We start from the raw sequence: 25,372 nt of genomic DNA on the forward strand, positions 1-25,372 counted from the left end.
GCTGAAGCGCCTTGACCCTACTTCGTCTACGTCCAGTACCCCCATTCCACGCCCCTCACCACAGGGCTATGGAATTCTACCTTAACGTACCTCATAGACCCGCGCCCCATCTGACTCAAACACCAATTTTAAATAGGGGAGATCATCGGTTGGCACACCATAAGCGGCGGCTTCGGGGAGCGGCAGACGCCAACGGTACATCTCACGAAGTGCTACCGGGTTGCCAAACACTTGCGGGACAATGACATAGTTAACCCCGTATTGGTGCAGCAAGGCTGCGTTTTCCGGCGCGGCGGGATCGCGCCAAAAGGCTTTGAGGGCGGCTTGCCGTGCCTCTACGATCTCCGTCCCGCGAAAGAAGGGTTGCGGACGAAAATACACAGTCTGTCGGGCAGTAATGACCGGAATCCAATCCCCTTCATGGGGACCGGGATGATTCAAAATCAGGGTATCGCGGGGGGTGTTCTCTCGCAGCCACGTTGCCGCTCGAACATCGGCATAGCTGGCGAACGCCCCAAACATCTGAAAGGCGGTGCTTTTACTCCACGTTGTAAGCGCCTGCGCATTGGCACCAACGAGGATACCAATCAGCATGATTCCCCCAATGAGCGGGAGGCTGAAGCGCCGCACCCATGCGGTGGTTCTTTCTACGCCAAGTCGATCTGTAATCCACAACAAGGCGATTGCGGCGAAATATAGGTAGGGAATGATCGCCCCATGCCACGCCACACTAAAGGGGTAATCGTACTTGAAAATAGGCAGCCAACCGAGGATTGCCCGCGTGATCCCGATGCTGCTGTTATCCAAAATCAAGAGAATCCAGACCAACATGAGGTTATCAACCGTGTTACGCCGCCGCAGAGCGATCCACATGCCGCCGAGGGCAAAGGGGACGATCACCACCCCTTGATAAACGGTTAAGACGAGGAGATGTGCCAGATCGGTATGGAAGGGGGAGGCAATATCCGAGGTTAAGAGCGGTGCAAGCTGTGCCAGCCATGGCAGCAACCCGATGAATGCCAAGCCGGGGATGCCGGCTGCCAAGCCAAGCCAACGGGGAAAGAATTCCCGAAAAATAGGGCGCGGCTTGGTAAACCACAACCCGATTAACCAGGGGACATAGCCAAACATGAGGATGATGGTCATATCCGGTTGGGAGAGCGGCACAGCCCCTAAGCAAAGCACTGCGGCAAAAAAATCGGCACGCCGCCCTTCGCGGTGAAAACGTAAGGCAAAGGTGAGAAAGGCAAGGCTAAAGACCAACCCCAACAAGGCGGTAAAGTGGGAATCGAGATAGGCGCTGAAGAGTCCCCCGCTTAGCAAGGCGGCGATCCCAAAGACAATGCCCATCCGGCGGGATTCCCCTGGATCGAGTTCATTGCCAAAATCGTAGGCAATCCAAACAAATAAGATAGCGAGGACAGCCCCCACCGCAAACTGAATGGTGTGGATGCCAGCGTTCAACCGCGCCCCTAGATAGGCGATAATTGCCGGAAAGCCGGGCGAATACAAGTAGCTGATCTCTGGATGGAAGGGGGCTAGGGTCGTCAGACTGCCGCTGTCACGTAGGGTTAGACTGAGGACGCCAAAGCCTTGTGCGTCAGTATCCAACGGCACAGGCAAGATGAGGGCGGGCAAGGTAAAAAGAAAGGCGACAAGGGCAAAAAAAGCGAGTTCACGGGGACCCGCCCATCCACTGTAGGTGCGCGTGCCGCCTTCTGCCTCTGTACGGAACATACCCGCCGAGAGCGTCCCCGTGAAGAAAATGCCAACAATGGCAGCAAACCACATGTAATCGATGAGCAGTGTATCCCAACCGAAAAGAGCGGCGAGGAAGATTCCGCCCGTTGTGATGAAGGCAAGGGTGAGCGCTCCGGCAAGCCCCACGCGAGGCCCATAGGTTGGCAAGGCAGGGGAGAGCATTGCGCCCGCCCCAAAAATCACCGAGGCAAAGACAAACAAGACAAATATAGGCATAGAGTCAGCCGTTCAGTCCATAGTCAATTCAGGGTAACACAGCGGAGTGCAATTTTAGCGAACGTATCTAAACCTGAGTGAACACAGGGGCATTGATCCCCCCCGCTGTTAGGGGCAGCGGGGGAGGTACGCCAACCTATTGGCACGCCTTAGGGACTTTACCAAGCCCCGGCGCGGTGGGCAAATAGGCGGCGCTGAAGGCAGTGACCGTTGAGACAAGCCCCATAAAAATGGGCGCTTTCCCCGGCGGCTGCACACTGAAGGAAAGCTGCTCATCACGCCCGCGCACGGCATACAACACCGTGCCATCCGCCAGCCACTGAATTTCATAGAGATTATCCGCAGCGGGCGGCACAAAGTCTGAGCGGCTATCCCCATTAATGCCCAAATAGGCTACGCGGGTGTCCGGTGTGGTGTAGACAATCCCCTTGCTGTCCGGCGTCCAATTAAAGAGATACTGGACAGGCGGCAGCGTTTGAATCACTTGCCCACTTGCTGGGTTTTGGATACGCCAGCGCGACCCCACCCCAACGAGGAGCATTTTGCCATCTGGCGAGGGAATCACGTAATCATCGGCGCTGATCTCCGGCGGCACACCCATATTTTGGGGTTGCCCAATGAGCGGGACAAACCACAACCGCCCGGCAATAGGATCGTTTGGCGGGGTTTCTTCCGCATAGGGGATATAGGTGTAGAAGCCCTTCCCATCCGTCGCCCACGAAATTGCCGGAGGGAGCATGGCGCGAATGTCGCCAATACCCAACTTGGGGACGAATTCAAGAAGGGCGGGTGGCTCATCCGTCTCTGTGGCAGGGTATTTGACCATGTCGTTGGCGCTTAGCAAGACAACGCTGGTACGTTGGGTGTTGCGCCGAACCCCGTCACGGGGTTGGTTGCCGCGATCCACGCGGAAGGGTTGTGTCAAGCCATCAAGGGGGAGACTAAAGATAGGGTAGCTGTACTCGTCGTCGCGAATGTCTTCAATCTCTACGCCTGCAATATTTGTCCCCGGAATCCATGTTACACGGCGGGGATAAGCGTCTTGTTCTAAGGCAAAGGTTGTGGCGTCTGCCATAAGCGCCATTTGCCCAGTGAGCAGTTCCACCCAATAAATCCCGTTGTAGGTGGTAACCAGTGCCGCCGTGCCATCAGGGGCAAGGTCAACACTGAGCGGGGGCGGGTTGAACTGGGCGACGATGCGCGGCGGACCGAAGTTATCGGAATAGGACAACGACCCATCCGCTCCGGCAAAAATAGCCCGAAACGTCCCCCCGCTAACCGTTTCCCCTTCTGGGATTGCCGTTGGCAGCGGGGAAACGTTGGGCTGAATACAGCGCAAGAGGGGTAAGATCGTACTGGGCAACGGAGTAGGGACCTCCCCCGTGAATGGCTCAAGAACGTAATCCACACCAACGGATTCAGCGATCCACCCCTTCAAATCGCCAAGCTGTCCTTGCCACCACCGCCCCCCTTCAAAAGTGCAAGTGAACTCGCCGCTGACGGTGAGTACTGTTCCCATCGGCAGATAGCGCAGCACAGGGGCTTGAATAGCGGGGTCTGGTTTGAGGTAAGCGCCGGGGATAAAGGGGCTGTTTGAGCCAACGACTAATGCCATTCCGCCATCGGCAAGGCGCGATTCGGGCAAGCCATCACAATCGCTATTTTGAGCGCGGGTGGGGAGGTTACTCCCGACCATCGCCCAGAAAAGAACACTTATCACCATCAGGCGTTGTAAGATCATTTTAGGTTGCTACCCTCCACCTCAATCACCGTAAGCAAGGCACAAAAGAGACTGAATCTTGACGAGATTCGTACAATTTGCCGATCTAAACAAGCCCCATTCATGATACCATACGATGATGGACTAAAACGCATCTAGTTATATCCGTTGAGGCGTATTATCTTCGCTATGGGGTGGGTGCATTTTTGTGAGAAATCTGATATGCTAGAAAATGTGGTATTATTCAGGTCTCACGTCGTCAGGCAAACTTTGCAAAAAGGGTGAGTGGCTTTATGAAGATCAACCGTCTTGCCAAGCCGATCAGCGTCATGTTGATCACGGCAGCGTTGATGATGACCTTGCTGCCGTCAATGATCACGCCGCGAGCGCAGAGCTTTTCGGCTACATTGACGCCTATTGCTGGGCTTGTGCAGGTTCTTCCCATGGGACAAACCGAATGGAAGACCGTTACCAAAACTACCCTTTTAAATCAGGGTGATCAGGTGCGCACAGGCAGTACAGGGATCGGAAACATCAATGTTGTCTCCGGTATCGAAGTCGATATTTATCCTGTGACCGTTGTTGAACTCCATGATTTGCGTCTGGGAGACAGCACGCGCCAAGGGATGGTGTTCAATCTATTCCATCTTGTTGGGGCGGTGTTCATGAAGGTCGATATGGAAGTGACCGCTCGTGACCGCATTGAAACAACATTGCCTTTGGCAGGCGTTAAGGTTGAGGGGACAAAGTGGTATACCTTTGTCACCCCTAAGATGGACGCGCTTGTTGTTCCCGCCGAAGACCAGGTAACCATTCGCGGCGTCACCGGCTCGCGCTATGTCATTGACCCTGAAGAAGCCTATTGGGTCTTCGTCACAGCGCAATCGAACCCGCTTGTTTGTACCGCAGATTTCCTCCGTCGCGGCATTGGCGAACGGTTGATCTCCGAAAAGAAAGCCGGGGCAGCCGATGTAACCGGCTTGCGCGATCACTTGAAGGAAGACCTCATCCGCAATGTGAATCCGCAGTACCGCAACTTCCTGCACGATCAATTGAACATCCCCCAAGAAGACTTCATCACGATGACTCTTGAGGATGAAGACACGGCGTTGAAAGACCTTGTGCCGTTGATCGATAAGTTCGATGCGAAGGGCGAGCGTCTGCCGAAGTTCTTAGAGATTTACCGCGATTTCTGGTCAACCTATTGGACACAGGTTCAAGATACCCCCATGGCGCTGGAAACCTGCGGAAATAACGTAGAGGACGCCGGCGAAACCGAGGACAACTGCGAAAACGACTTCAATTTCAAGCCCTACTGCGGTAACGGCTTCTGCGAGACAGATCGTTTCCGCCCCGGTATCTTGGGTGAGTCTTCGATCAACTGCCCCGATGACTGCCGGATCGGTGGCGGGCTGGATCAAAGCTGCGCGTTGGTCACTAACAACCTTCTGAACCCGCCCCCGCCAACAGGCGGTGGTCGTCCGACGCCTTCTGGTGTAGGGCGCTAATAAACCCACTGAGTTTAGATGGTGAATAAAAAGGGCGAGTCGTGAGACTCGCCTTTTTGTTTTGTCACGTAAATCCCTTTGGATTCCCGCCAACAGAATCAGGTTAATCCCACACCCTCTGGAAAAGAGTGATCATGTTTCATGAAGATCGCTTCCCACACCGTGTAATGTTGCTACGAATCATCGGAATCAGTGTAAGATTGCCGAAAAGGAACGGTGATTTATGCCTCGCATCACAACCCGCGCCTCATTGGAAGAGCGCGAATTGGCAACCCTTGCCCCTTATGCACTCACCGCACAGGGAAGCGCCGGACGTCGCCACCCCGAGCCAGAAGACCCTCACCGCACGGCATTTCAACGGGATCGGGATCGCATCCTCCACACAACAGCATTTCGGCGCTTGGAATACAAAACACAAGTTTTCGTCAACTATGAAGGGGATTACTATCGCACGCGCCTGACCCACTCTTTGGAAGTGGCACAGATTGGGCGAACCATTGCACGGGCGCTTGGCGCAAACGAAGATCTGGTGGAGGGGATTTGCCTCTCGCACGATCTCGGACACTCCCCGTTCGGTCACGCCGGGGAGGATGTGCTAAACCATCTTATGCGCGATCACGGCGGGTTTAACCACAACGTGCAGAGCTACCGCATCGTGACCAAACTAGAACGGCGCTACCCTGGCTGGCAGGGCTTAAATCTGACCCATGAGCTTTTGGAAGGCATTGCCAAACATGAGACGGATTATGATGTCAGCGCCGTTGCCGATTTTGATGCCCACTTGCGTGGCAGTCTAGAAGCACAGATTGCCAATGTTGCTGATGAGCTTGCCTATAATGCGCATGATTTGGACGACGGCTTGCGGGCAGGCTTGCTCCGTGTAGAGCAGATTCAACCTCTGGCAATCTGGGCGCTGATAGGGCAAACAATCACAACAACCGGATTCGATGATGTGGCACGTCACCAAATTCATCGGGCGTTGATTAGTGCCTTACTAGAGGATGTGGTGACGACGACGGCGGCGGCAATTGAGGGGGCAAAGGTGGTCACCCCGCTCGATATTCAACGCCTGTCCGCGAATGTGATCGGCTATAGTCCGGCGCTTGCCGAGGCAAACCGCGAACTGAAACGGTTTCTCTATGAGAATCTCTACTATCACTATCGTGTGATTCGGATGACAGTGAAAGCAAGGCGTTTCCTCAGCGAGTTGTTTGCATCCTACGCTGCTGAGCCAAAACAACTCCCCCCAGAAACGCAGCGGCATATCGAGAGCAAAGGACTGTACCGAACGATCTGCGATTACATTGCTGGCATGACAGATCGTTATGCACTCCAAGAATGGGAACGCCTGAACGATCCCTTCACACGCACCTGATTATTCAGCGGGAATCCCTTCTGCGGTAGAGGATTCCCGCCCACCTATGCGCTGGCGAATGAGAATCACCCCGCCAGCGAGGATGAATACAAGGAAGGAAATAACTTGTGCCGTTGTTAGCCCGCCGCCAAGCGTGTGGCTATCGAGACGGACAAAATCGAGCAAGAAGCGGATCAGTGCGTAGGACATCAAGTAGAGCAAAATAACTGCGCCGTTCCGCAAGCGCTTTCCCCAACGGCGATCCACATAGATCAGGATCAAGCACGTCGCCACCATCCATAGTGACTCATAGAGGAACAATGGGTGGAAGCGCTCAAACGACTCGTATCCAGGGAGGCGGTTGGTGCGATCAATGCTGATCGCCCAGGGAAGGTCGCTTGGTGCGCCGTAAAGTTCCTGATTGACAAAATTGCCCCACCGCCCGATTGCCTGCCCAAGCGCCATTCCGGGCGCAATGACATCCAACCAACGGATGATCGGCTCTTTCTGGCGCAGTCCGTAGATTACAATCCCCAAAAAGCCGCCGAGGATCGCCCCATAAATACCCAAGCCGCCCTTCCAAATGGCAAGGATTTCCAGTGGGTTTTGGAGGTAGTGTTCCGTCGTCAAGCCGCTGGCGGGTGAGGGCGTCAGCACATGGTAGAGTCGCGCCCCAATCAGTCCCGGCAGAAGCGCCCAGAAAAAGCCGTTCCAGATGTGTTCCGTGTTCAACCCGCGCCGCGCCGCCCGCTGTGCGGTGAGCCACAATCCGGCAAGCATCCCGGCGATCAAAAAAAGAGCGTAAAAGCGAATGTAGATCGGACCCACGTGGATACCGAGCGAATCGATCATGATCTGGTGTTGTCCTTGTTACAAAGGGCGGGCGACCCCCAAAGGTCGCCCGTGATGTCTATACCTTGATTTTACACGCTAGAGCGGGCGCACGAACCTGTACGCCCACTGAATCTATGTTCGTGATGGTTACGGCTGCAACTCGTAGGTGATTTCCGGCTTGTTGTTTGCCTCCCCAGAAGGACCTTCATCGACCTGAAGATTGAGGTCAAGGACGATGGCGATCTTAAAGACGCCCCCACCAGTGACCCCTGCATAGGGGATGTTCACGGTGACTTGCTGCCCGGCAGCCAACCCAGAAAGGTTTGTTGCCCCAAAAACGCCACCCGGATCAAAGGCGGCGGCAATGGCAAAGGGACCAGCATCGCGCCCGCCTGCATTGCGGATCGTCGCCGTTAGGGTGAAGGGCTGCCCACTCTTGAGCGGGTATGGCGAGAGTGAGGCGTTCACCAAAACGATGTCTGCGAAGGGAGCGAGGGTCGGCGTTGCCGTTGCTGCCGGTGTAGGCGTTGGCGGGACGGGAACAACGGGCAGTGAGAACAGATCGCCAAAGATGCTGACTAGATTCGGATCGCTGGAAATCCAGCCCTGCTGCCCACCAAAATTGATTGTGTACCACAAGCGATCCGGCGATGCGCCGAACAATTGAACTTGCTGCCCGCGTTGCAGCGCTCCAATCGGTGGGTTGTAGTTTGTGCCGGGTCCGGAACGAATGTTGAGCCGATCACTGATCACCGTCGCCACAACGCCCGCTGGCGTGGCGGTGGGGATTGCCGTCGGTGGGAGGGCGAGGGTGGGCGTAGCCAGCGGGACGAACGGTGTAGCGGTAGGGATCACCTCGGCAACGAGGGACTGCCGTTGATTGTTATCATAACGGGCAACGAGGATCGGACCACCGCTCACATTCGTGCGGATAACATATGCCCCACTGGTCAGTTCGCCATTCCCCGCACTGGGGTTCAGCGTCCCTTGCAGCCCGCTAAAGGGCGGCTGACGAAGCAACCCCGCCAAAAGCGCCCCCGGCTCACTGCCGGCAAAGTTGATCGCCTGTAAGAGCAGTGATGCGCTGTCATAGGCTGCGGCGGAGAGCGAATCGGGGACATCGGCAAAGGCGGCGACGTAATCTTGGATAAAGTCATTGCTGACGAGGGTTCGCGCCGCCACCGTCCAACCGGTGACGCCATAAATACCCCCGCGCAGATCGGGCTTGACGCCCCGTAGGAAGGCGCGATCATCGGCGCGATCTGTGGCGAAATTCCCTATAAACCCGCTTGCCCGCAGCGCGTTGTAGAGTTCTACCAATTGCTCTGGTGTGCCGAAGGCAGCAATCGTATCTGGCTGGCTTTGCAGCAAGACGGGGATGGCCTCGCTGACAGGGCGGGCGGGGTCTTGGAGGACAACGTTCGCACTGATACTGCGGGAGGCAAAGGCGGCAACGAGCGCCCCCGTTGCCGAGGCAGCCCCAGCCCCGCCCTGATAAATGGCGATCCGTGTCGCCCGTGCCTCACTGATCAGGGCATCGGCAAGGGCATTCATACGGAAGCTGTCGTTCGCCCGGCTGCGTTGGACAAATCCCCCCACACGGACGATGCTGCTCGTCGCACCAGTGAAGACGGGGACGCCAGAGACGGATAAGATGATTGAGGAATCGGCTGCCAATTGATCTTCATCGGGTCCGAAAATGGCAATCGCGCCGAGTTGCTTCAACTGATCGACAGCAGCTTGCACCGCACCGCCAGCATCAACAGCGACAACCCGCAAGTTGTAGGGCGTCCCATTCGGGAGCGTCAACCCTGCGGCATTTGCTTGTTCGGTCAAGAGCGAGACGCCGCGCAGCGTAGGACCATCAATTGCCCCAATGACACCTATGGTGAGGGTCTGTCCGGCTTGTGTGGCACGGATGGGTGTGGGCAGTGCCGTCCCGCCGATCAGGGCGGTCAGGATCACAACCAATAGGACGATACGTAATTTAGCCATGAAACGCTGTCTCCTTTTGGAAGGTGTCTTTGTATTGTATTGACCGTCTCAAGCGGAGAGAGGTGTTGGACGCTTGCCCACCCCTTTCCCTACGGGATACCGCCCTGTCAAATGTGCCACAACGAGGGGAGAAATGGACGGCTGCCAATTGGGTCATTGGTTTATCATTATAGCCTGTATCGTCATAGGGCGCATGGCGGGTGCAAGGCGGCTGCGACACATTGTTTGAATTTCGTTTAGAGATTCGCTATACTCCCACTCCCGTTCATCTTCAATTCACGGAGGTGATTTGACGGAAATAGCGATCTTGCATTACGCTGCTCCTCCTACGGTGGGTGGCGTCGAGACAACCATCGCCCACCATGCACGGGGACTCCGCCGCATGGGGTATCGTGTGCGGCTTATTGCCGGTGCGCCAAGCAGTTGGGACGCCTCCGAAACATCCATTCCCCTTCTTGTAGACTCACGCTTCAGTTCAAGTGATGCTCATGTTTTGGCACTCAAACGCGATTTAGATCGCGGTATTGTCCCAGAGGGATTTAGTGCGTTTCAAAAGGAGGTGACGAATGCCCTACGCGATGCGCTGCGTGGCTGCCCAATTTGTATTGCGCATAACGTCCCCACGCTGCACAAAAATTTGGCGCTTAGCGCCGCATTGGAAACCCTTTGCCAAGAAGGGGCGATCCGCCTCATTGCGTGGTGTCATGATCTGGCATGGACAAACGATCTCTACGCCCCAGAGCTCCATCCCGGTGAGGCATGGGACGTGATTCGCCGAAGTTGGGTGGGAACACGTTATGTAACGGTTTCAGAGGCGCGTCGGCAAGAAGTGGCTCGGCTGCTCGACTTACCCCCGCCATCGGTAATGGTCATTCCCCCAGGGGTTGACTTAGTGGCGTTCCTTCACTGGACGCCTGCCATGCAGCACCTTGCAGAGATGCTGAACCTCCCCGCTGCGGACGTTATTCTACTCTTGCCTGCCCGCCTCACCCGCCGTAAAAACATCGCCCTCGCGCTGAGCGTCTTAGCCCATCTACGCCGCCTTTCAGGGGCAGATGTGCGGTTGGTGGTGACCGGTCCGCCGGGGGCGCACAACCCCGCCAACCCGGGTTATTTGGGAGAACTTCTCAATCAGCGGGCGGCGCTCGGTTTAGAGGACTCCGCCCACTTCCTCTATGCTCTCGGTGAAGGCGATACCCCCTTCATCCCCGACGATGCCACCCTTGCCAACCTATATGGGCTTGCCGATGCGTTATTCTTCCCCTCTACACAAGAAGGGTTCGGCATCCCCATGTTGGAAGCGGGGCTTGTTGGCTTGCCCATTTTCTGCGCCGATTTGCCCCCTCTACGAGAAACGGGCGGCGAGACAGCCACCTATTTTGATCCTGTAAACGCCGCTCCTCAAGACCTTGCGGCAGCAATTTGGAACGCTTTGCGTACTAATCCACTGCACACAATGCGCGTCCGCGTGCGACAGCACTATTGCTGGGAGGCGATTCTCCGCAACCACCTACACCCCTTGATTCAGTCTCTTTTGGAGGATACGGATAGATGATCGCACCAACCAACCTTGCGCGTATCGATGATGCGCGTTCAGAGGCTCAGCGCGTGATGCTTGTTTTGGAAGATGAAACCGATCTGAGCGCTTGGGTGCGCCTTGCCACTGCCCTTTGCGCCTCTAGCGGCGAAATCCATCTACGGGGAGTGATCACGATTCCCGAAGGGACATCGCTAAGCGAAGGGGCAACCCGCGCCCGGAACTTCCGTGAGGCGCTCGATCAGGTTGCCCGTGATTTGCCGCTGGTGCATGATGAAGCACTGGTCACGGTGGATCACCACCCGATGGATCGCTTGATCCCCGAAATCAGCACCCGTCAGATTGATTTGGTGATTGTCCGTTGGGTTGCGCCGGATATGCTTGTTGGTGGCGTGCCGGTTGATGATGTCTTGCGGCGCGTCCCTTGCGATCTTGTTTTGTTGAACCGTGTCCCCGAAGAATCAAGCGCTCCCGTGCTGCTCTCTCTGCGCGGCGGTCCGAATATTGGGCTTGGGCTGCGGGTGGCAAAGGCGCTCGCAGAACAGGCGACAATCACCGTCTTTCATGCGGCGGATACGGCTCAGACGATCCCTAACCTAAGTGGGATCATGCGTGCTGACCCGCAGATTACGCGCACAGTAACGCTGATCAGCCAGGTGGCACGAGGGATTCTCCATGAGGCGCATACCCACAAGGCAATTGTTATGGGGGCAACCTTTCGTCAGCCTCAGTTTGCCACCAGCACAACCAGCCCCATTTTTAGCAAGATTTTTGAGGTGGTAACAATTCCTGTGGCGATGGTTCGCGCTTACCAACCAGAAGCAGAAGCCTTTCATGTCCCGCGCCGTGCGCCAAAGGCAAAGCCTGCTGAAACGCTCTCCGTGCGTGTGGATCGCTGGTTTGCCGAGAATACCTTTCACAGCCGTGAGTTTGTCGATGTTGCCGCGTTGGTTGCCCTGAAAGAGCGGCAAAACCTCACAATCAGCTTGTGTCTGCCCGCCCTGAATGAGGAAGGGACGGTGGGCAATGTCATCACAACGATGAAAAAGGCACTCATGGAGGATTTTCCCCTCCTAGATGAGATCGTCCTGATTGACAGCCAATCGACTGATCAGACCGTCGCCATAGCCGAATCATTGGGCATACCTGTTTACAAACATCCCGATCTGCTGCCGGAGATGGGATCGTATGTGGGCAAGGGCGAGGCGCTCTGGAAAAGCCTCTCGGTGTTGAAGGGTGATCTGATTGCGTGGATCGATACCGACATCACGAACATTCACCCGCGTTTTGTCTATGGCTTGTTAGGACCGCTGCTCAAACGACAGGCAATTCAGTATGTGAAAGGGTTTTATCAGCGCCCGTTAACGATTGGGGATACCCTCCATGCGGTTGGCGGGGGGCGCGTCACGGAGTTGGTCGCCCGACCTTTGCTAAATCTGTTTTACCCAGAGCTATCAGGGATTATCCAGCCGCTCTCTGGGGAGTATGCCGGACGGCGCAGCGCCCTTCAGCAGATGCCGTTTTTCAGCGGCTATGGTGTGGAGACAGGGCTTCTCATCGACCTTCACGAGCGCTTTGGATTGGAGGGAATTGCACAGGTAGACCTAGAGGAACGCATCCATTACAACCAACCGCTGATGGGCCTTAGCAAAATGTCATTTGCCATTCATCAGGTGTTTATCGCCCGTATTGAGCAGCGCTATGGGGTAGAACTGCTTGACAGGGCAAACCGCAGCATGAAGTTAATCATTCATGAACCAGAGCGCTTTGCCCTTGATGTTGCCGAGATACGGGATGTTGAACGCCCACCCATTGCCAACCTGAACCTCGTGTCAGTTTAGGTGAGGATTGTCCACATTTGGCATGACCAATGTCAGGCAAAAGCCTGATAGGATGTAAACACCCCTTAAGGATAGAACCGCAGTATCAGGAGGATTCAATCATGGCACAGGTACAGCATCAGGTTGCCACCAAAGGTGGCGTAATGATCGAAAATCCACCGTTGGCTCGCTTCCTTTTTGAAGACACCCGCTTCGCATGGTTTTGGGCAATTGTCCGCGTGGCACTAGGGATTCAATGGTTGCAATCTGGGTGGGGAAAATTGAGTACCCCAGCATGGATGCAAACAGGTGATGCCTTGAAAGGGTTCTGGGAGCGTGCCGCCGCCATTCCCGAAGGTGGGCGTCCCCCAATTATCTTTGATTGGTATCGGGATTTCATTCAAGGGTTGTTGAATGCCGGGGCGTACACATGGTTCGCCAAGCTGATTACCTTTGGCGAAATTGCCATTGGCGCAGCACTTATCCTCGGTGCGTTCACCGGTATTGCCGCCTTCTTTGGGGCATTCATGAACTGGAACTTTATCATGGCGGGGACGGCAAGCAGCAACGCGCTTTTGGCACTGGGAGCGCTGTTCCTCATCTTGGCATGGAAAACTGCTGGCTGGTGGGGCTTGGATCGGTTCTTGCTCCCCCGTTTGGGAACGCCATGGTCGCCACGCAAGCCAAAATCAGAGGGCGGCGGCGACTAAGCGCTTTTTCCCCTCAACACTAAACCTCTACTTTGCTTAGCCCCCTTTCCCCATGTGTGAGAAAGGGTTTTTTCTTCTAAGGCATATTTTGCCAATGAATTCAAGTCATTTCAAAACCCTGCCCCTTGCCCCCTCTCCATTCATGGCTGAGGAGAGGACATATTTGGAAGGCGGGTTGAAAAATAGGGAGTTCATCGTTCAAACTGGAAATCGACCAAGAAACCCAGTGAGGAACGATGAACTACAAACTACTGTACCAATTAGAGCAGCACTTGTCAGCCCATCTACCGTGTTTCAATAGTTGGCAGCCGTAAAATGTAAGCTTGTTTAGCTATGGGGTGATCCAAACGGAGAGCTATCAGCAAGGAGCGATTGCGCGGGCGGTGAGTTGCGGGGAACAGGTAGAGAGTACGGCGCGGCGCTTTCGCCGCTGGCTCGCTAATAAAGCGCTCGACCTGACAGCCTTTTTCGCCGAAGGACAAGTGGAGATGATTCGCGCCCTGCTGGAAGCATCATATCGCCAACCGGCTGGTTCTGTTGACCATTGTCTACACGTGGGTGGTCGCCCTCGGCAGCCAAGCCGTTGCTGTTGGCATTGCCCAACCGCTCGTTCGTCGTCCCGACGGGTCGTTCCGGCGGCTCTGGAGCTTGTTTCGGGAAGGCTTGCGCTACTTCGTGCAAGTTGTTCAACGCCAAACCTTATGTCTAGGATTACCCTTTATCCCAGACATAAGGTTTACTTGAAAACATGTCCTCTCCCCAGCCCTCCACCGTGAAGTTCCGCACGCTTGCGGCACGCACGATGAACTCTAGGTGGGCTTCTCAGTCACAGACCGTAGCCCACACGCACTATCCCGCTCCCGCCCCCCATTTGTCGCTCTCTTTGTCTTCAAATACGTTCGCACGCCGTTCTGCCTCTGCTCCCACCCACACTCGCTGCGCCACCACCCCCAACGGCACCCCAAGTTCGCTCACCGCCAAGATGCTATGCACAAACAGCCCTCATCCTTTCCTTTGACGAGTTTCAGTACCCTCAACGGGCTGGACGTGGTTGCAACTGGCTGCAATACCTTCAGGAAAGGGTATGTCTCCCCGATGATCATCGCTTTATAAAACGGTATATCAGGAAGGGATTTGCGAACCCCCCCCGAAAACGCCCTGTTTTGCCCCCTTCAACGATCTTGTCAGGTTCGGTAAATAATATCGCGGCGGTTCAACATCCCCACAAATTGTTCCCCGGCATACACTGGGGCGTGATTCACCTTGCCCGTGTCCAATGCCTTCAGGGTTGTCTCTAGGTCGTCCTCCACACCGACGAGGATCAACTGCTCACGAGGGATCATGTACTCGCCAACGCGGTGCTTGCCCCACTCCAAGCGGGGCAGATGCTCAATCTGGGCAAGGGTGATCATCCCCTGGAGGGCATCGCCGACCATGACCGGGAACGCCTGATCGTGGGCATGGTCAAGGTAACGCCAGGCAAAAATGGCAAGGCGCATGTCGGGATCGATGATCGGGATGTGCGAACGCATCACCCGCTGAACGCTCAGGTCGGCGGGTTTAGTCAGGGGCATCCCCCCACCCACTGTGCGGTAGCTCAGCAGCGAGAGGGTGTAGAGGTAAAAACCTGTCATAGCGATCAGCACGGCACTGATCACCCCACCCTGCACGAAAATGGCAAAACCAAAGAGCATGATCCCGCCCGCCACCCACTGACCGGCGCGGCTGGCGGCAGTCGTCGCCCGGCGATAGCTGCCCCACCGCCACCACAACAGCGCCCGCAGCACGCGCCCGCCATCGAGCGGAAAGCCGGGCAGTAGGTTGAAGATCGCCAGCGTCATGTTCACCGCCGAAAGCCACCCACAGGCGACCCCCGCTATTCCGGGCAGCCACGCGGCAACCTGAAAAAAAACGGCGAGGAACAAACTGGAGAGCGGTCCGGCAAGGGCGATCCAGAATTCGTGTTCGGGGCGCTCCGGCTCACGGGTGATCTGCGCCTGCCCACCGAAGATGTTTAAGACGACCCGCGCCACCGGCACGTGGTAGCGCTGTGCCATCAGCACATGCGCCATCTCGTGCCAAAGGACAGAGGCGACCAGCAGCGCCGAGGCGATCCCTCCGGCAAGCCATGCCGCCAGCGGGGAATGGTCTGCCACCGCACGGGGGAAAATCTGCGTCGCCAGAGTCAGGGCGACAATTCCCGCAATGATCAGCAGGCTTGGATCAACGCGAATCTCCACCCCACCGAGGTCGCCTAAGCGCCAGCCGCCGCGCATCCGCCGAATCTGCTGCCCTCTTGCCATGTCTAATCTGCTCCCCACCCGATAACGTGTGCGTTGGCGTCTAGGGGATGATTTGTTTCTGATGATCGTTAATGATACATGGGATTCGCCGTGAACGGCGATCTATGCCTCCCTCTTTGATCTCTGTCCATGCCTGATTCTTACCCTGCTTACTGATTACGCTCTGGCGTCGGTTCGGTGGGTTTCGATGCCACAGCACCTTCGCCGCATTCTAGTAACCGTTGGTGCTAGTTCACAGAGCAAACTGAGCAAGATGATAAAGGCGATCCATGGGATCAGCCTCCAGTTGTAAAGTGCGATTGAGTCCGAGCAGCACCTTGAACATAGCAGCCACATAGACTAGACGAGCGTCAAAATGGGTAGGAGAGCGATGAAAGACCTTTTTCAAGCTGCAAACAGTCGTCACCAGCGAGAGTGCGGTTTCCACCAACATGAGTGCGTTCCAAGTCCCTCACCGACAAAGCTTGAGATTGGACAGAATACCCTCGGCGGCGTTGAAGCCGGTGTCGGACAGCACGATGCTCACCTCTTCCAACGCCTTCACCAGGGGCAAGAGCCTCCGGTCATGGACATTTGCTGTATCCCATACCCAACTGACACCCTGCCCATCGCATTAATCAGCCAACACAACTTCATGCCCACCATCCAGCGCCCGTTGGATTTGCCTTTCTTGCCGATTTGCCCCTCACTACACCCTTCGCGGATGGGATGGATCCATTCGATGCCATAGCTATCGATGACGGTGAAGAGACTCGGTTCCGCCAGAAAACCCTGACACCAATCCCGATGTGTACGCAGCAGGCGCTGCAAGCGCATGCGATAGGGCAGTCCCGCCGAACAGCCCATCGAAATCGCGCGCCAGCCAGCGGTAGAAGGCACGAAAGTAGCCTCCTTTGAGGGCAACCAGCACCCCAATCGTGACCAGTTCACTCCGATACTGCTTAGCTCGCGCGTGTTTGGGCACATTGGGCATCCGCTCATCTATCGCATAGAACACAGCGATGATAAGCTCTTCCGTAGTTACGGTGCATACTCCCTACAGTTGGATGACTATCGGTTGTATGCTGTCCGTGACCTTTTTTCAACTAGCACCAACGGTTAGTAAAGGAGGCATCTATGCCGGGTTTTCTCGCTATCGGAAATGTCAGGATTCCGCCTATCACATTTTCCTGAACGATAATAACTATCTCAAAAAAATATCGTAAATAACGCTAACGAAGGGCTAAATTGTGGGAAAATAGGTGTATAGTACTCCTATAGAACTTATGCCAGTTGAACTTGTTTACCCTATATTCATCGAAAGAGGCAGTTTGAGGGTAAGCCCGCAATTTATGCACTAATAGGTTTTGCGCGGTTGCCCCATTTGTCTCTGATCTGCCAAACGAGCAGATTGAGTGAGAAATGAGGATGATCACGTAAATCCCTAATTTGTATGTTCATGCTATGAGGTATACAACGATGAAACGAATTTTGTTCACCTGTGCTATCGTCGCCCTCCTGATTACGGTATCGTTTGGTGGCGCACAGTCTGCTGCTGCCCAAAGCGAGTATCTCGTCATGACCTACCCCGGAGGGGCGATTTGTACGTCAACGTTCATTTTTATGCCGTTCTATATCGAAAGCTATCTGGATGCTCCAACTCCCTTTTCTGAAACAGGTTACGTCAATGGCGTCGCAGTTTACAGCCTTAACGGGGTACAATCCGCTGGCTTTTCTTCCTACCTAGGTAATGTTCCTTTTGGCTTCGCCCCACCTGAGGAATTTCCCTATACCTTTCAAGTAATTGCCGACTTCAACGGCAAATTCGTTGTCACGATCAATGGGGTTTGTTATGGCGAAGGGCAAGAACCCGTCGTCAGTTTTGCTGATAGCGTTGCTGAGGGGCGTTCTCCCGATGCCTCGTTTGAACTGCGCTATATCACCTGCACAACAGGTCTCTATGATATGCCTGCTGGCAAGCAATTAGAAACGGGCGAATTTGTCAAAGAGGGACAGACATGGTTTGTCAACCCCACGCCAGTCAAAGGCGCAGACGGTCGCTCGTGGACGGAAATTTTCGTTAGCGGAGCGCGAAACGCCTATCTACCAACTGCCTGTGTAGGATAACCGACAGGCGGGCGCATACCATACGTCCTTACGGAGTGTGGGGGAGGGCATCTTTTGCTTTCAAGCCCCGTAGGGGTGGTCCGTCTTAGCCCGCTGCTTTGGCGGCGGGCGCTATGATGAGGGCGGATGAGGGCGCGACTCACACTGCCTTTTTGATGAATATGGGGCAAGCAGGTTCAACTGTGTACGTTCTGCCCTCTGTGTGATGAGTTGCCCTCGCTAGGCTGTGGCTACTTTGGGCTCTGGTTTTACGCTGATCCGCAGCGCTAACCCCGCCGCCACCAAACCCAATACGGCTGCTGAAATAAAAATCAGGTGGTAATCGCCCAAGAGATCGCGGAAAAAGCCTCCCGCATAGCTGGCAACCCCCGCCCCGATCATGTGAGAACAAAATATCCAACCGTAGATCAGACTCAACGACTGCCGTCCGAAACGTTTTACGGTGAGGTTCACCGTTGGGGGGACAGTGGCAACCCAATCTAGCCCATAAATGATTGAGAAAATAAGCATCCCTTGCATTTCAAGGACAAAGGGCAAAAACGCCAGCGAGACGCCCCGAAACCCGTAGTAAATTGCCAATAAGCGACGGTTGTCATAGCGATCACTCAGCCAACCAGAGGCAAGAGTCCCAAAAATATTCATTACCCCCATGATCGCCAGCGCATAACTGATGTCTCCTTGGACGAAGCCGTGTTCTAAGGTGTGGGGGAGCAAGTGAGTCCCGATCAAGCCGTTCGTTGTATAGCCACAGATGAAGAAACTCCCCGCCAAAAGCCAAAAATCGCGGGTGCGAAGCGCCTCACGAAGGGAGGTTTTCCGCATATCCAGTTGGAGCGTTGCTGGCGTCACCCCGCCAACAGGCTCTAATTTCATTCCCTCTGGATGGTTGCGCATGAGCAGAAACACACAGGGAATCAAGATCGCAGAGACGATCCCAATCAGGGTGAGGACAGCACGCCAACCGGAGCTTGAGCCCAAGGCGATCAGGCTAGGGACAAAGATCAACTGCCCGGTGGCTGATGCTGCGCTGAAGATGCCGAGGACGATCCCCCGATATTTGTTGAACCAATTGAGGGCGGTGGTAGCCCCCAATGTTCCTGATAACATCCCTGTGGCAACACCGACAACCACCCCCCAAAGGAGATGCAACTGCCAAAGGGTATTTATCCCCGTCAGAAGGAACAAGCCTGCTGCATTCAGCGTCAAACCGACGAGCATGACCCGACGCACCCCTAAACGTCCCACCAGCAGCCCACCAAGCGGCGCCCCAAAGCCAAAGACGAACAAACTAATGGCAACGGCGAAGGATACTTCCGAGCGCGTCCAGAGGAATTCTCCCTCGAGGGGCTTGATGATGATGCTAGGTGCAGTGCGTGTTCCCGCCGAGGTAAGCAAGACGCAGAAGGTGATCAAAACGACGACAAAGGCATAGTGAAACCGGCGCGTTGGGAGAGGCATTGACGGTCTTTCTTCGCGTATAAGGGGACATTGCCCGACACAAGATTCAAGTGGACTGATCAAAGGATAAATCCCCACAGGTTTAGATGTCAATCAAAATAGGATAGAAAAAAGTGATAGCGTTTATCATTCATAGCGAACTTAGGCGTCTCGTTCTCTCCTACAGCATTTTTCAAGGAGATTGACCCCTTAGTGGTCAACAGCCCTGCTTATCACGATATACTTACCAATGGGCTAGGGGGTGGTGATCAAGGGGTAAACGAACGACGCTCGCCCTTCTTGTAAGAAGGCTGGTTGCAGTCTAACCAGTGAGGGTACTGCAATAAATGTCTAAACATCCTCTCACCCCCTGCCCTTGCCAGACCGTCCTGAATCCGGTAGGATGCGCCTTCGATCTTTCGGTTGGAGTTAGCCCTTTATGGTTGATCATACTGATCACAACGCCTCTCATGAGCATGATTCGCTTGATCCATTGGCGGTGAACGAACCGCTTTATGATCCCAACGACACCCCACCACGTGGCACAAGTACAGCAAAAACTCCGGCACGAGGGTTGAACATGACCACCCTCTTGCCCGCTGCCCCTGCTGCCCCCAAGACGAATCCCTCATTGCGGATGGAACGCTTGGAAGATACCACTCCGCGCAGACTGCGTGCGGGGGGCGGATTCAATTTGCTCATTTTGGGAGCAGCGGCGATCATCACGATCATTGCGGCGGGGGTTTACCTGACGCAAACTACCAGCACGCCGCCCCTTCCGACAGCGGTAGTGGAGGCACACCCCACCGCCACAGAAGCACTTAGCACAGCAACGAACCCTCCCCCGCCAACGGATGCGCCCTCGCCCATCCCCCCATCACCTATTCCAGTGGCAGCACTGGAGGATAACACCGTCCCGCCCGATGTCGTCGCTGAACTCTTGCGCCAACCGGGAATCACCGCCCCGCCTGCGGACGCCTTTTTTCGGATGCAAAACCCGTATACGATTGCCCCTGTGCGGGCGCGAAGCGGGGTGATTAGTTACCGCATTCGCCCCGGCGATAATCTGGACAAAATCGCCGCCTATTTTGGGCTATCCCTTGATACGCTCATCTGGAATAACGATGGCATTTATGTCAACCGGCTGATCCCGGGCGAAGAACTCAAAATCATGCCCGAAAACGGGATTCTCTATAAGACGACGGGGGAGGAAAGCCTGCAATCCATTGCCGATAAATTCAAAGTCTCCCCCTACGCGATTATTGACTCAGAGTACAACCCACACCTGCAACGGACCCGTCCGGCAACTTTGCTCACACCGGGGATTGAGGTCTTTGCGCCGGGCGGCGTTAGTGATAAAAAGGCAATCTATTGGGACCCAGGGATTGAGTACGCGGGGGGGACAAACGAGGTCGATGAGAAAGGGCGTCCGCGCTCCCTCGGCGGGACGGTCTCCTTTGGCGGGGGTCCCGGATCGTGCGGGGCGCAGCCCAATGTGGGTGGATCGGGATCATTCGCCATCCCCTTGCCGCCCACCTACACCGTTCAGCGGGGGTTCACCAGCTATCACAGCGGAATTGACCTTTCTACGGCGACAGGGACAACCGTATTTGCCGCCGATGGGGGGACGGTCATCTTTGCCGGTTGGAGCAACTGGGGGTATGGAAACGCCATTGTCCTTGCACACGGGCGCTTTCTGACGCTGTACGGGCATCTCAACGCGATCAATGTTAGCTGTGGGCAGTCTGTTGGGCGCGGCGCACCGATTGGCGCAGTGGGCAGTACAGGCAATTCCAGCGGACCACACCTCCATTTTGAGGTTCGTGTTGGGCAGCAGCCGGATAATCCAGAAAATTATCTCGCTTTCTAACGTCCCTTCCAATAAGGGCGTATCTTATGCGCCGAACGCAATCGCCCGATGTTAAAAGGCTTGTCCGGTAAGAAAAAGAAGGTGTTGCCTATGGACAATCCAAGACACCAACAAGAGCATTGAACAATGGCTATGGCTACCTTCTTCACCGAATGATACGTGTAAATGTTACACAGTTGCCCTCATGCCCCTGCCCCCTTTTCTCTGTGGGAGAAGGGGAAATCACGTTTTTGAGGGGGCTTCCCCCTCACCCCCTCGCCGCATAAATTCTCCCCCTTTCCCTGCCTACGGGGAAAGGCAACTGCTGCGCAGTAACCGGGGAGGATAGGGGTTCTTTAGAAATCACTGTGGTCAACCACTAGTTCCCGGATAAGCCTTAAACCGTCAGGACTAAGACTGACCAGGGCTGCCGGGCTTGAAGGCATTTGCCCCTTTGTAGATACTGCGCCTCACCCTAATGGTGGGGTTGTGCTGTGAGCAAGCTGTCTAGTCTCGTGATGCAATGTGCCATTGCTCCCCCATTCCCCCGCGCCTCTTTTCCGCTATAATTTCCTAAACGAGGGAGGGTGACCAATGACAAACCTTGATGATCTGCGTAATGAAGTCCTCACCGACGAATTTGAGACTCAATTTGATGTTCGTGAACGGCGTGTCACAGAAGTCAGCGATGGGCGCATCTTCGGTATGACGGCGGGCGAACGGATGATTCTTTCCGTGATTTTATTCCTTGCCGTCAGCGTGATGAGCGTTGCCGTCTTATTCATGACGAATACGATTCGGCTGCCGTAGCTGTCCCTTGCCAAACATCGTGCAGCGGCGTGATCTAGAAACTCTGGACAAGCCCCGTGAAGAATGCGGGGTTTTTGGGATTTTCGCGCCTGTCCTCGATGTGGCGCGGATTTCGTTTTTTGCTCTCTATGCCCTTCAGCACCGGGGGCAAGAAGGGGCGGGGATCGTCACCTGTGATGGGCGCTCTGCCTACACCCATAAGGGGATGGGCTTGGTGGCACAGGTCTTTAACGAAGACAATCTCCGTCCCCTGAAAGGCTACCTTGCCATTGGGCATACCCGCTATTCCACGACGGGCGGTTCGCATCTACGCAACGTTCAGCCCTACCTTGTGGAGACAACACACGGACCACTTGGCGTAGCCCATAACGGCAATCTGACAAACGCCCTTGATTTGCGCCGTAAACTTCTGGAACGGGGCGTTGGGCTGACCTCCACCACCGATACGGAAGTGATCGTTCAGATGCTTGCTGCACCCGTCCCAGAAGTAGACCCCGCCAAAGGGCTGGATATATGGACGGCACGTATTCAGGCGTTTATGGCGGTGGCAGAAGGCGCGTATTCCCTGACTATCCTCACCCGCAATGCGATCTATACCGTGCGCGATCCACATGGGCTGCGCCCGCTTTGCTTAGGGAAAATGGAAGGTGGGTTCGTCGTCGCCTCGGAAACGTGCGCCCTCTCCACGATTGGTGCAACGTATGTCCGCGAGGTTGAACCGGGCGAGATCGTCAAAATTGACAAACAAGGCTTTACCTCGATTCGTGCGCTCACGGCAAAAAAGCATGCGCTGTGCATCTTTGAGTACGTGTACTTCGCCCGCCCCGATTCGATCCTCGAAGATCAGGTGATCCACGAGGTGCGCCAACGGATGGGGCAGCAGCTTGCCCGCGAAGCGCCCGCCAACGCCGATATTGTCGTCCCTGTACCGGATAGCGCCACTCCCGCCGCATTGGGCTACAGCGCCGAATCTGGGCTGCCCTTTACCGATGGGCTGATCAAAAATCGCTATATCGGGCGGACGTTCATCCAACCGGATGATCACCTTCGTAAGTTGGGCGTCCATTTGAAATACAACCCACTGCCAAGCAACCTGAAAGGGAAACGTGTCGTCTTGGTGGACGATTCAATTGTGCGGGGGAATACCTCCGGTCCGCTGGTGCAGCTTCTGCGGGATGGCGGTGCGGCAGAGGTTCACGTTCGGGTGTCTTCGCCCCCCGTGCGTCACCCCTGTTTCATGGGCGTGGATATGGCAACGTACAAGGAATTGATCGCGGACAAACTCGATATTGAGGGTATTCGGGCGCATATCGGCGCGGACAGCCTCGATTACCTCAGCCTTGCGGGGATGTTGACAGCAGTTCGGGCAGCACTTCCCACCCAAGAAGAACGTCACTGTACGGCGTGTTTCTCTGGTCAATATCCCGTTCACATCCCACAATGGTTGTTCACCGATGATCGAGAAAAGCTCGTCTTTGAGGAATCGTGGGGCGCATCATGAAGGTGCTGGTTATTGGTGGCGGGGGGCGCGAACATGCCCTTGTGTGGGCGCTGGCAAAATCCCCACAGGTCAGCCGTCTGTATGCCGCCTCCGGCAACGGCGGGACGGCGGCACTCGCTGAAAATGTTCCCATCCCCGCCGATGATCTTCCCGCTCTTTTAGCCTTTGCCCTTCGGGAAGGAATTGCCTATACCGTTGTCGGACCGGAGGCGCCGCTTGCCGCTGGGATTGTGGATCGCTTTCAAGAGGCTGGTTTAGCCATTTTTGGTCCGACAAAAGCGGCGGCACGGCTGGAATCATCGAAGGTGTTCGCCAAAACCTTCATGCGCGAGGAAGGGATTCCCACCGCCCCCTTCGCCGTGTTCACAAATTTGGGCGAGGCGCTCGATTATGTGGAGACGGCTGCTCATCGCCTTGTGGTGAAGGCGTCTGGCTTGGCGGCGGGGAAGGGTGTGATCGTCTGCGACAGCCGCGAAGAGGCAGCCGCAGCCGTGCGGCGGATGCTGCTTTTGAAGGAGTTTGGCGCGGCGGGCGAGGAGATTGTCATTGAGGAGTGTTTGACGGGCGCGGAACTCTCGGTGATGGCGTTTTGCGATGGCGAAACGATTGCCCTTATGCCCCCCGCCCGTGACCACAAGCGCGTTGGGGATGGCGATCAGGGGGCAAATACTGGCGGGATGGGCGCGTTTTCCCCTGTGCCGGGAATCACCCCGGAACAGCTAGGAGAGATACAGGATCGGGTGATTCTTCCGGTGGTGCGCGGCATGGCGCGGCGGGGGACACCTTTTCAGGGCGTGTTGTATGCTGGCATTATGCTGACCCCAAAGGGAATCAGCGTGTTGGAGTTCAATACCCGCTTTGGCGATCCCGAAACACAGGTGGTTCTCCCTCTTTTGAAAGGCGATCTACTTGAGGTATTGACCGCCTGTAACACTGGAAAGCTTGCCGCTCTCCCCATCGTTTGGCAGGCGGGATCATGCGCGACGGTGGTTGCCGCTGCCCCCGGCTACCCTAACACCTACCCTACTGGGGCGCCGATTACCCTCCCCGACGCCTATCCCCCACATACCATGTTTTTTCAGGCGGGAACAGCACTTAAGGAACGGCAGCTTGTCACGGCGGGGGGGCGTGTTCTCTCCGTCAGCGGGCGGGGAGCAACCTTAGAGCAAGCGCTGGCGCGTGCTTATGCCGGAATGGATGCCGTTCACTTTGAGGGGATGCACTATCGGCGGGATATTGGCAAGACAAGCCTCATCTCTAATTCTTCTGCGCAGGAAGGGGAAACTCGAAGCGCTGAGGTCAGCGCTTATGCGGTTGCTGGAGTCAGCATCGATGCCGGAAATCAGGCAACACGGCTGATGTCCGCTGCGGTGAAAGCGACCTATAATGCGCATGTCCTTGCTGGCATTGGTTCGTTTGGTGGTTTGTATTCGGCGGCAGCGCTGAAAGATATGTCTGCGCCTATCTTGGTTGCCTCCACCGACGGCGTAGGAACAAAAACAAAAGTCGCCGCGCAGCTTGGACGGTGGGACACCATCGGACAAGACCTTGTAAACCACTGCTTGAATGATATTTTGGTGCAGGGAGCGCGCCCGCTTTTTTTCCTCGATTACGTTGCCTCTGCCAAACTTCACCCCGAACGGATGGCGGCGGTGGTCGGCGGTGTGGCAGCCGCTTGCCGTGCAGCAGACTGCGCCCTGATCGGCGGCGAGACGGCGGAGATGCCCGGCGTCTATCACGAGGGGGAGATCGATCTTGTAGGGACAGTCATTGGCGTGGTGGAACGCGCTCACCTTATTGACGGCAGCACGATTGAAGCGGGCGATGTGATCCTCGGCTTGCCCTCAGCGGGCTTGCACACAAACGGCTATTCGCTGGCGCGGCGTGCCCTCGCTGATCTCGATTGGCGCA

General features: G+C 55.7%; 19 protein-coding genes and 1 pseudogene. 10 read left to right on the forward strand and 10 right to left on the reverse strand.

Going from position 1 to position 25,372, the window contains the following annotated elements; genetic code table 11:
- Positions 1-81 precede the first annotated feature (81 nt).
- Together HS103_17310 and HS103_17315 are read right to left on the reverse strand one after the other, a co-directional pair.
- Entirely contained in the window at positions 82-1,977 is a 1,896-nt protein-coding gene (locus HS103_17310; GenBank protein MBE7514560.1) for a hypothetical protein, read from the reverse strand.
- A gap of 136 nt (positions 1,978-2,113) precedes the next feature.
- Complete coding sequence (locus tag HS103_17315) at positions 2,114-3,718, reverse strand: hypothetical protein (protein MBE7514561.1); 1,605 nt, start codon at positions 3,716-3,718, stop codon at positions 2,114-2,116.
- A gap of 272 nt (positions 3,719-3,990) precedes the next feature.
- Here HS103_17315 and HS103_17320 point away from each other — a divergent pair, with 272 nt between their 5' ends.
- Together HS103_17320 and HS103_17325 are read left to right on the forward strand one after the other, a co-directional pair.
- A complete protein-coding gene (locus HS103_17320) occupies positions 3,991-5,205 on the forward strand; it encodes a hypothetical protein (protein ID MBE7514562.1) in 1,215 nt (404 codons plus the stop codon).
- Positions 5,206-5,428: 223 nt separating this feature from the next.
- On the forward strand, positions 5,429-6,580 hold the full coding sequence (locus HS103_17325) for a deoxyguanosinetriphosphate triphosphohydrolase (protein ID MBE7514563.1): 1,152 nt from the start codon (positions 5,429-5,431) through the stop codon (positions 6,578-6,580).
- Here the strand turns inward: HS103_17325 and lgt are convergent, their stop codons facing one another.
- The gene (gene lgt, locus HS103_17330; protein MBE7514564.1) at positions 6,581-7,411 is read right to left on the reverse strand and encodes a prolipoprotein diacylglyceryl transferase; all 831 of its coding nucleotides are present in this window, start codon (positions 7,409-7,411) and stop codon (positions 6,581-6,583) included.
- Between the two features lie 129 nt (positions 7,412-7,540).
- On the reverse strand, positions 7,541-9,388 hold the full coding sequence (locus HS103_17335) for an ABC transporter substrate-binding protein (GenBank protein MBE7514565.1): 1,848 nt from the start codon (positions 9,386-9,388) through the stop codon (positions 7,541-7,543).
- A 289-nt stretch (positions 9,389-9,677) separates the two neighbouring features.
- Here HS103_17335 and HS103_17340 point away from each other — a divergent pair, with 289 nt between their 5' ends.
- The 3 genes from HS103_17340 to HS103_17350 all read left to right on the forward strand — a co-directional run bounded on the left by HS103_17340 (position 9,678) and on the right by HS103_17350 (position 13,455).
- On the forward strand, positions 9,678-10,943 hold the full coding sequence (locus HS103_17340) for a glycosyltransferase family 4 protein (protein MBE7514566.1): 1,266 nt from the start codon (positions 9,678-9,680) through the stop codon (positions 10,941-10,943).
- Complete coding sequence (locus HS103_17345) at positions 10,940-12,766, forward strand: glucosyl-3-phosphoglycerate synthase (GenBank protein ID MBE7514567.1); 1,827 nt, start codon at positions 10,940-10,942, stop codon at positions 12,764-12,766. The genes HS103_17340 and HS103_17345 overlap by 4 nt, the downstream gene beginning before the upstream one ends.
- A 101-nt stretch (positions 12,767-12,867) precedes the next feature.
- Positions 12,868-13,455: a DoxX family membrane protein gene (locus HS103_17350; GenBank protein ID MBE7514568.1), complete on the forward strand. Its 588-nt coding sequence runs from the start codon at positions 12,868-12,870 to the stop codon at positions 13,453-13,455.
- Between the two features lie 438 nt (positions 13,456-13,893).
- On the opposite strand, the gene HS103_17355 is transcribed toward HS103_17350, so the two are convergent.
- The 5 genes from HS103_17355 to HS103_17375 all read right to left on the reverse strand — a co-directional run bounded on the left by HS103_17355 (position 13,894) and on the right by HS103_17375 (position 16,637).
- Positions 13,894-14,145, reverse strand: coding sequence for a hypothetical protein (locus tag HS103_17355; GenBank protein ID MBE7514569.1), 252 nt, complete (start codon positions 14,143-14,145; stop codon positions 13,894-13,896).
- Positions 14,146-14,304: 159 nt separating this feature from the next.
- Positions 14,305-14,448: a hypothetical protein gene (locus tag HS103_17360; GenBank protein ID MBE7514570.1), complete on the reverse strand. Its 144-nt coding sequence runs from the start codon at positions 14,446-14,448 to the stop codon at positions 14,305-14,307.
- 191 nt (positions 14,449-14,639) lie between these two features.
- Positions 14,640-15,758 (reverse strand): site-2 protease family protein, encoded by a 1,119-nt coding sequence (locus HS103_17365; GenBank protein ID MBE7514571.1) that lies wholly within the window; start codon positions 15,756-15,758, stop codon positions 14,640-14,642.
- Positions 15,759-15,990: 232 nt separating this feature from the next.
- The gene (locus tag HS103_17370) at positions 15,991-16,191 is read right to left on the reverse strand and encodes a hypothetical protein (GenBank protein ID MBE7514572.1); all 201 of its coding nucleotides are present in this window, start codon (positions 16,189-16,191) and stop codon (positions 15,991-15,993) included.
- Positions 16,192-16,298: 107 nt separating this feature from the next.
- Positions 16,299-16,637: a hypothetical protein gene (locus HS103_17375; GenBank protein MBE7514573.1), complete on the reverse strand. Its 339-nt coding sequence runs from the start codon at positions 16,635-16,637 to the stop codon at positions 16,299-16,301.
- 579 nt (positions 16,638-17,216) lie between these two features.
- Between HS103_17375 and HS103_17380 the strand changes: the two genes are divergently transcribed.
- Entirely contained in the window at positions 17,217-17,864 is a 648-nt protein-coding gene (locus tag HS103_17380) for a hypothetical protein (protein ID MBE7514574.1), read from the forward strand.
- Between the two features lie 219 nt (positions 17,865-18,083).
- On the opposite strand, the gene HS103_17385 is transcribed toward HS103_17380, so the two are convergent.
- Positions 18,084-19,322, reverse strand: coding sequence for an MFS transporter (locus HS103_17385; GenBank protein MBE7514575.1), 1,239 nt, complete (start codon positions 19,320-19,322; stop codon positions 18,084-18,086).
- 418 nt (positions 19,323-19,740) lie between these two features.
- Between HS103_17385 and HS103_17390 the strand changes: the two genes are divergently transcribed.
- From HS103_17390 to purD, 4 genes and pseudogenes are all read left to right on the forward strand, one after another.
- Entirely contained in the window at positions 19,741-21,171 is a 1,431-nt protein-coding gene (locus tag HS103_17390) for a peptidoglycan DD-metalloendopeptidase family protein (protein MBE7514576.1), read from the forward strand.
- Positions 21,172-21,744: 573 nt separating this feature from the next.
- The gene (locus HS103_17395) at positions 21,745-21,960 is read left to right on the forward strand and encodes a hypothetical protein (GenBank protein MBE7514577.1); all 216 of its coding nucleotides are present in this window, start codon (positions 21,745-21,747) and stop codon (positions 21,958-21,960) included.
- A gap of 19 nt (positions 21,961-21,979) precedes the next feature.
- Positions 21,980-23,461, forward strand: a complete 1,482-nt coding sequence (purF, locus tag HS103_17400) for an amidophosphoribosyltransferase (GenBank protein MBE7514578.1) — start codon at positions 21,980-21,982, stop codon at positions 23,459-23,461.
- Positions 23,458-24,717: pseudogene (purD, locus tag HS103_17405) on the forward strand (phosphoribosylamine--glycine ligase). Before purF ends, purD begins: the two are co-directional and overlap by 4 nt.
- Positions 24,718-25,372 lie beyond the last annotated feature (655 nt).

This window comes from Anaerolineales bacterium, from assembly GCA_015075625.1.
Lineage (GTDB): Bacteria > Chloroflexota > Anaerolineae > Aggregatilineales > UBA2796 > UBA2796.